Origin of the sequence: Streptomyces durocortorensis, assembly GCF_016901035.1 — a bacterium.
Lineage (GTDB): Bacteria > Actinomycetota > Actinomycetes > Streptomycetales > Streptomycetaceae > Streptomyces > Streptomyces durocortorensis.
This window is the reverse complement of sequence record NZ_JAFEUF010000293.1, coordinates 1-7,415: the sequence shown is the minus strand read 5'-3', so window position 1 is coordinate 7,415 and position 7,415 is coordinate 1. Positions and strand designations below refer to the sequence as shown.

The window sequence follows — 7,415 nt, the reverse complement described above, 5'->3', positions numbered from 1 at the left end:
GAGCTGGAGGGCGGCGCGCCTGCGGGCGGGGGCGTCGGGGGAGAGGTCGGTGCGGGCGGTGCCGAGGTCGGTGGCGGTGGTGCCGGTGCGGGTGCTCGTATCGGGGTCGGCTCGGCCTCCGGCGGCCGAGCGTCGGCTCCGGCCGCCGACTTCGCCCTCGGCTCGGGGTCGGGTCCCCGCTCGGGGACGGGCCCCGGCTCCCCGGCCGGACCCGGCTCGCGTCCGGGCCCGGGCCCGGGCACAGGTTCCTGCTCCCCGACAGGATCCAGCCCGCGGGCAGTCTGCGGCTCCCGGGCAGCCTCCGGCCCGCGGCCGAACCCCGGCTGGTGGGGCGTCGGCTCAGGGGCCTCCGGCTCCGGCTCCGGCGCAGCCCCCCGCCCCGGTCGTACGGGCTCGGAGGACCAGCCCAGGTATCCACCGCAGTTGCCGCAGAAGTCGTCGGTCTCGCCGTTGGCCGTGCCGCACGCCGGGCAGGAACGCATCACGTCAGCCTCCAGTCTGTTCAGGCGCGTCAGGTGCTTCGGGTGGTACCGGCGGGCCCGGCAGGACCTCCACCCGGCAGGTCAGGTGGACGGGGCAGGCGGCCGTGGCGACCTCGAGGACCCGGCGGGCGTCCACCGTGCCGTCCTCGCGCACCGGCCAGACCCGGACGAGCAGTTCGCCGGTCGGCGGCGGCGGGAGCGCTGTCCCCGGCTCGGCCGACCAGGTCGCGCCCCCGCCGTCCCGGACCTCCGCGTGCACCCCGCAGCACAGCCGCAGCCGCTCCACGAGGCCCCGCCGCGTGCCGCGCCACCGGTGCAGTTCGACGGCGCGCGCGACGACCGCCCGGCGCAGCTCCACCGGCCACGCCGGATCGGCCTCCACGCCCACCCAGGACGCCAGCCACGGCAGGAAGTCCGCCGGGGCGAGGGCCGGGTCGACGTACGCGGGCAGGTTGTCCAGCGTGGACAGGACCGGGGCCAGCACCGTGTCCAGGCCCGCCGTGAACCGCTGGGCCAGGTCGTCGTCCGCGTACAGGGCGGGCAGCAGCTCGCCGATCGGGTAGCGGCTGGGCAGCCCGGGTACCGCCGCCCGCGTCATACGACCTCACCGGCCCCGCTCGCGGTGACCACCACCTGGTGCTGGTGCGAGAAGACCAGGGCCCCCGGCGCCACGTCGACCCGGTCCGCCGCCGCCCCGCGCCGCCCCGTGATCGGGTCCGCCGGGAACAGCCGGACGTCCTCCACGAGCCCCGCCCCCTCCACGTTCTGGAGCACGGCGAAGACCTCCCCGTACTGCACGGGCCTGCCGAACGGCCCCCCCCGCCCGTCCGCCCCGCCCCGCAACGGGTCGATGTGGCGGAACAGCGCCTCCAGCGCCTTCGCCCGGACCCGGTCCACATCGCCGGGCGCGGCCACCAGCCGGGCGACGACCGTGACGCCCTGGTAGGCGGGCGGTTCGACGACCAACCGGGTTCCCACCAGGCGCCGTTCGTCGAGTCGCTCCGTCACGGCCGCGAGCACCGCGTCCGAGGGGATCAGCTGCTCGAACCGCACCTGCCCGTCCTCGTCCGCCACCGCGTCCGGCACCACCAGCACCCGTACCGCACCGGCCTCGCCCCGCACGGCCGGCAGGCACCGCACCCGGCGCAGGGACGGCGCGGCCTCCCGGGCGATCAGCTCGTAGTCCTCGGCCGTCACCGCCCGCTCCTGCACCCGCAGGATGTTGGGCGCGCGCACCTTCGCGTTCTCCACGGTCTCCCCGTCGACCCCGCCGGCCGCCGCCTCGCGGTTGTTCACGCCCGCGACGTACGGCACCGAGCTGCGCAGCACGGAGATCGCGCCCCGGGCGACGTTCCCGGCCGACCCGCCACCCGTGCGGTAGCGAGGTACGCGGAGCTGGGCGCCCTTCTCGGGCACCGCCCCGTACGCGCGCATCGTGCCGTCCGGCTCCCGTACCTCCGGCGGGAACGCGAACTCCCCGGCGACGGCGTCGATGCGGACATGCCGGTCGCCGGGGGCGGACGCGCCGAAGTGCTCGACCGGCGTCCAGATCTGCCAGCCCTCGTCGGTCGACACCTGGACGACGGGCGGCTCCCCGTCCAGCAGCAGCGGCGCCCGGCCCACCGTGAACCGCTGTCCGGCGACGCCCTCCGACACCCCGAGGGGCACGTCGAGGACGGTCTCCGCGTGCTCGGCCGCCGCCGTCCCGCCGACCGTGAACACCTCGGCCTCCCGGATCGTCGGCGACTCCGAGTAGAACGGCTGGCCCGGCTCCGGGGCGGTCACCCGGCAGCGCAGCCACCCCGCCCGGGTTCCGGCCACCACGGACGCCGTGTGCCCGGCCGGAACGAACACGACGACCTCGCCGGGCCGGTTGAGGCCGCCCGTGCTGTCGGTGCCGGTCGCGCACGTTACCCAGCGGGCCCCGTCCCACGCCTCCCACACCAGCGGGGGCTGACGTGGGTCGACGCCCACGCCCTCCACGCGGCTGTCCAGCCGGACGGCGACGATGCACCGGGGCGCGGCCGTCGGCAGCCCGAACAGCAGCGCGTCGCCGGGCTCCGGCCGGGCCTGGAAGCACGGGATGTCCTTGCCCGCGCCGAGCGGCGCGGTCCGGTCCGTCTGGTCGCCCGACACCGGCGCGGTCACCAGCCGGACCAGCGAACTCGGCACGATCGGCAGGTCCTCGGAGGTGGAGAACACCACCGGCTCCTCGGCCTCACCGCGCGCCGTGGCCACCTCCGTACCGGCGGGCAGGTGCACGGTCTCCGGCTGCGGCGCGGACAGCCAGAAGTCGATGTCGGCCCGCGCCACGGTCGGCGGGAACAGCGTCACGCCCAGCAGATCGAGGAAGGCCGCGTAGTTCTTGTCGGGCACCCGGTTCAGCCGGTACAGCAACTGGTCGACCATGTACGCGAACGTCTCGATCAGCGTCACCCCGGGGTCCGACACATTGTGGTCGGTCCACTCGGGGGAGCGCTGCTGGACGAACCGCTTGGCCTCGTCGACGAGTTGCTGGAAGCGCCGGTCGTCGAGGTTGGGGGAGGGCAGGGCCATCAGAGCCTCCCCGCTTCCGGCGCGGTCTCCGCGGCCGAGCCCTCGGAGGAGGGGATCGTGTAGAAGGGGAAGACCAGGTTGCGCAGGTCGTTGGTGGCCCGCACCGTGTAGTGCACGTCGATGTAGAGCGTGCCCTCCTCGATGGCGTCGAACGCGATCACCACGTCCGTCACCTCGATGCGCGGCTCCCATCGCTCCAGCGAGGTGCGGACCTCCTGCGCGATCCGCCCGGCGGTCGCCCCGTCGCCGGGCGCGAAGACGTACTCGTGGATGCCGCAGCCGAACTCGGGGCGCATCGGCCGCTCGCCCGGCGCGGTCCCGAGGATCAGCCCGATGGCCTCCTCGATCTCCTTGTCCCGCTCCACCAGGGCGATCCCGCCCGTCGGCCCGGTCCGCAGCGGGAAGCCCCAGCCGCGCCCGATGAATCCGCCGCCGCTCACATCGGGCCCCCGATCAGGACGTTGAACGCACCGCTGACGATGGGCGCGCCGCAGGTGGTCCTGTCGCCCATCCGGGCGGCGGGGAGCCCGCCGATCAGCACCGCGCCGCCGATCGCGGCGGCCGGATTGGGCATGATCACGTTGCCGGGGCCGAGCGCCGCGTGCGGGGGGACGACGCACCCGTGCAGGCTCCCGGTGACGGCCGCGGGCCGGCCGCCGATGAGCACGGTGGCCACGGCTATCGCGCCCGGGGGCGGGGTGCCGATGAGACCGCCGTGGGCGGTGCTGTCGCCCGTGCGGGCTGCGGGGGGCATGGCCGGGGTTCTCCTTGCTGTGAAAGGGACTTGGGGGATGTTGAGGGATGGGGAAGGGGCGGGCGGTCAGTTGATCCTGATGAGCTTGGCCTTGAGGACGGCGAGCAGTCCGCCGTCGACCGTGACCCCCGTCTTGCCGTTGACGGTCACCGAGCGGCCCTTGATGTTCACGTCACCCGTGGCTCCCGCGTCGAGCGTGATGCCGGAAGCGGACAGCGTCACCGAACTCAACTCCCGCGTTCCACCACGTGCTTTGACGGTGAGCGTGATCTCGCCCTTCTTCTCGTCGAGGACCACGTCGAGCCGTTTGTCGCCGGTGGCGATCCGTACCCCGGCCGGTCCGCGCGGGGCGTCCAGCAGCTCCAGCCGGTTCCCCGAACGGGACACAAGCGAACGGCGGTTGACCTTTCCGCTCGTCGGGTCGACCAGCGGGACATCGTGCGGGGAGGGCTTGTCGACCCCGTTGTAGAGCCCGCCGAGCACGTACGGGCTGTCCAGCAGCCCCTGCTCGAACCCGACCAGCACCTCGTCGTTGACCTCCGGGCTGAACACCCCGCCGCCGCCCTGGCCGCCCCATTGCACGGTGCGGACCCAGTCCGTGACGTACGTGTCGTCGAGCCAGGGGAACTTCAGCCGCACCCAACCGCGTTGGCCCTTGCCCTCCTCACGGATGTCGGTGACCACCCCGATCGCCAGACCCGGCATGCGCGGGCCGCGCGAGGGGGCGTTGCCACCGGCGGTCAGCCCCGACAGGGAACGGTCCGGCGAGGCGCTGACGATCACCGTCGTGCGGTAGCCGGTGTCCGGTTCGAGGACGTGGTGCGCGGCGGTCGCCGTGTACCGGCCGGAGAAGGCGGGCCCCACGTTGCCCAGCGCCACCGGCATGCCCGCCCGCAACTGCGGATTCCCGTACGCCACCGCCTCGACCTCCCCGAACCCGGCGCTGACGGACGCGGCGAGCGCACCGGCCACGGCCCGGGTCTCCGCCTGGGTGCGGTACGGGGTGTCGGCGATCGTCGTCCGGGATTTCCCCCCGAACATCTTGGCCGCCGTCGACGGGCTCATCCCCGGGGAGACCGTGTCGCTGCGCACGGACTGCTGCCGGGCCACCAGCCGGGTCTTGGTGTCGACGTTCCAGCCGCGCACCTCCACGCTGTCCGACCCGTCGGCCCCGGTCAGCACCGCGCGCAGGGCCAGCAGGTTGTTCCCGTACTCCAGGACCATCGGGTCGCGGGTGGCCGATGTCGACGGTGAGGGCGCCGAGGAGGCCGGGTCCGGCTTGGTGAACTGCAACAGGCCCTTGTCGTCCACCCGTACGGTGGCCCCGCTCTCGGCCGCGAGGTGCTGGAGGAACTCCCAGTCCGACACGTTCGGCTGGGTCAGCTGCTTGTACGTGATCGACGCCGCCTCGACCCTCCCGCAGGCGAGCCCTGCCCCGGCGGCGACCTTGCGGACGATGTCCGCCGTCTTCATGTTCCGGTATGCCACCACCTTCCGGCCGCGCTGGAGCCGGTGCGCCTTGGAGAACGCCCGGACGACGGTGAACGATCCGGTGGTGTCGGTGTCCAGCTCGATCGCGGTGACCTCCCCGGTGAACAGCCGCTCGCGGGACCGGTCCTTCACGGTGTTCACCGAGATCTTCAGCGGGGTGCCCATGCCGATGCCCGTCTTGGCGAGGAAGGTGTGGTCGGGATCCCGGTACATCAGGACGGCGGTGTCCGGCAGACCCACGTTCTCGTCGACCACACAGCTCACCAACTGGGTCGCCCACGCTGCGGGCAGCTCGGCGGGCGCCTCGACGATCGGGTCGGCGGCGAACGAGCGGCCCGTGGTCTCCTTCCCGCTCATCGGCCCTCCTCCGCTGACGGGTCTTCCCGCCCGGGCACCAGCAGTTCCCGGCCGGGCGTCAACGTCATCGGGTCGTCGATGTCGTTGGCGTGCGCGATGGTGCGCCAGGCGGTGGCGTCGCCGTACTCCCGCCAGGCCAGCAGCGGCAGGCTGTCCCCGGCCACCACCCGGTGCGTGCGCCGCGCCTCCTTCGAACCGGAGGTGGGGTTCTGGCCGGCCTGGCCGACGCTCGCCTCCTCGATCGACAGCGAGCAGGTGGCGCGCAGCGGCTTCCCGTCGACGTCGAACAGGGTGTACGAGACCGAGAGGTTGGAGAGCACCCCGTCGAACGAGGTCGTTTTCGACGTCCCCCAGTCGAACCGCACCCAGGGGCTTGCGGGCGTCTTGCGGGCCAGGCTCTTGGGGGTGGGGACACACGCCGTCATCAACTGCTCCACCGCCTTCTCCACGGAGTTGTCGTGGGTGGCGGTCGCGTCGAGGAACACCTCCAGTGACAGGGCCCGGGGCCCGCTGCCGACGAACTCGGGCAGCGCGGACTGCCCGGCCATCCGGGACGGGGTGCGCCGCCACTCGGTGCTCTTGCTCAGCGACAGCTTCGCGGGGTTGAACTGCAGCGTGAGCCGGGCGAGCGTGCCGCCGGGCTTGGCGCCCACGGTCGACGGCGGCTCCATGATGGTCAGCTGGGCACGGGCGCGGCTCGCGCGGAGAGCGGGTGACACGGCGTTCCTCCTTCCTCTCTCTACGTCCTGGTCGGGTACGGGGTCGGGCAGCGGGCGGTCAGGAGGGCTCCAGGCCCTCGTGGGCGATCTCCAACGTCTCGATCGCCGCCTGGGAGTTGGCCGGGTCGAAGGACGGCCCCTGCCAGCGCACCGGCACGATGCCGTGGACCTGCCAGCTGATGATCCGGCTGAGGTCGGGACGCAGCGCCACGATCTCGCCGTCCTTGGGCTCGACCCGCTGGATCGTCTCGTTCAGCCAGCGCGCGATCTTCATCGTGTCGGCGGTCACCGGGCGGGTCAGTGTGATGTTCGTCCAGGTGATCCGCCCCGGCAGCTGCCAGGTGAACCCGTTGTTGCCGCCCTCGGCGTACGTCTCCATCTCCACCTCGGCGCCCAGGCCCGAGCAGGTGTGGAACGCGCCCAGGTCGCTGCCGCCGATCGCGAGCTTGAAGAACACGCTCGTCGCGAAGATGTTGTCCGTCATACGTCTCTCGTCTTCTCTGCTTCTCGTCTTCTGTGCTGTCTCGGTGTGCGGGGCGGTGTGCGGGGGCAGCCGCCGCTGCTGTCAGCGGCGGCCGTCGTGCAGCCGCCCGCTGCGCTCGCGGCCCCGGCGCAGATCGGCGCGGATGAGCCGGCTCACCGGGTCGAGGAGCCGGCGGGCCAGCTCCTCGATCTCCGTACCGCTCAGCCGGTTCGCCGGAGCCGCGTCGGGGGCGTCGCCGGCCCCGCCCCCCGGTTCCGTTCGCTGCACGGCGGGCTTCGCCGGGGCGGCCTGCACGGGAACCCCGGTGATCCCGGCATCCGCCGCAGCCCGCTGGACCGCCTGCGCCCGGCTCTCCGGACGGCCCGCTCCGGCGCTCTGCGCGGGCGTGCGGGGCGACACGCGTACGGCGGGGCGCGGCGGCCCGCCGGGAGCGGCCCCGCCCACGGGGGCCGGAGGACCGGCGGCGTCGGGTGCGACGGGCAGCGCCAGCCGCTGTACGGGTACGGGCACGGCGTCCCCCGTCCGGGCGGCGGCGGGGGGATGCGGCCGGACCACGGGAACCGGGCGCGGGG

Annotated in this window: 7 protein-coding genes and 1 pseudogene; all 8 read right to left on the bottom strand. The window is 73.9% G+C overall.

Going from position 1 to position 7,415, the window contains the following annotated elements:
* Positions 1–486 precede the first annotated feature (486 nt).
* Positions 487–1,080: a phage tail protein gene (locus JS521_RS31730; protein WP_205086369.1), complete on the bottom strand. Its 594-nt coding sequence runs from the start codon at positions 1,078–1,080 to the stop codon at positions 487–489.
* Positions 1,077–3,038 carry a putative baseplate assembly protein gene (locus JS521_RS31725; protein ID WP_205086368.1) on the bottom strand — a complete coding sequence of 654 codons (1,962 nt, stop codon included), beginning with the start codon at positions 3,036–3,038 and terminating at the stop codon, positions 1,077–1,079. The genes JS521_RS31730 and JS521_RS31725 overlap by 4 nt, the downstream gene beginning before the upstream one ends.
* A complete protein-coding gene (locus tag JS521_RS31720) occupies positions 3,038–3,478 on the bottom strand; it encodes a GPW/gp25 family protein (protein ID WP_205086367.1) in 441 nt (146 codons plus the stop codon). The genes JS521_RS31725 and JS521_RS31720 overlap by 1 nt, the downstream gene beginning before the upstream one ends.
* Positions 3,475–3,792: a PAAR domain-containing protein gene (locus JS521_RS31715; protein WP_205086366.1), complete on the bottom strand. Its 318-nt coding sequence runs from the start codon at positions 3,790–3,792 to the stop codon at positions 3,475–3,477. Before JS521_RS31715 ends, JS521_RS31720 begins: the two co-directional genes overlap by 4 nt.
* Positions 3,793–3,858: 66 nt before the next feature.
* Entirely contained in the window at positions 3,859–5,640 is a 1,782-nt protein-coding gene (locus JS521_RS31710) for a VgrG-related protein (RefSeq protein ID WP_205086365.1), read from the bottom strand.
* Complete coding sequence (locus JS521_RS31705) at positions 5,637–6,359, bottom strand: CIS tube protein (RefSeq protein ID WP_205086364.1); 723 nt, start codon at positions 6,357–6,359, stop codon at positions 5,637–5,639. Before JS521_RS31705 ends, JS521_RS31710 begins: the two co-directional genes overlap by 4 nt.
* 58 nt (positions 6,360–6,417) lie before the next feature.
* Positions 6,418–6,843, bottom strand: a complete 426-nt coding sequence (locus JS521_RS31700) for a phage tail protein (protein WP_030079082.1) — start codon at positions 6,841–6,843, stop codon at positions 6,418–6,420.
* 81 nt (positions 6,844–6,924) lie between these two features.
* A pseudogene (locus JS521_RS37035) lies at positions 6,925–7,415 on the bottom strand (hypothetical protein); the annotation flags it as partial.

What these genes read in the sequence shown, in the direction of transcription:
- JS521_RS31715 (WP_205086366.1), bottom strand. Translation starts at nt 3,792, where the DNA reads ATGCCCCCCGCAGCCCGCACGGGCGACAGCACCGCCCACGGCGGTCTC.
- JS521_RS31710 (WP_205086365.1), bottom strand. Translation starts at nt 5,640, where the DNA reads ATGAGCGGGAAGGAGACCACGGGCCGCTCGTTCGCCGCCGACCCGATC.
- JS521_RS31725 (WP_205086368.1), bottom strand. Translation starts at nt 3,038, where the DNA reads ATGGCCCTGCCCTCCCCCAACCTCGACGACCGGCGCTTCCAGCAACTC.
- JS521_RS31700 (WP_030079082.1), bottom strand. Translation starts at nt 6,843, where the DNA reads ATGACGGACAACATCTTCGCGACGAGCGTGTTCTTCAAGCTCGCGATC.
- JS521_RS31730 (WP_205086369.1), bottom strand. Translation starts at nt 1,080, where the DNA reads ATGACGCGGGCGGCGGTACCCGGGCTGCCCAGCCGCTACCCGATCGGC.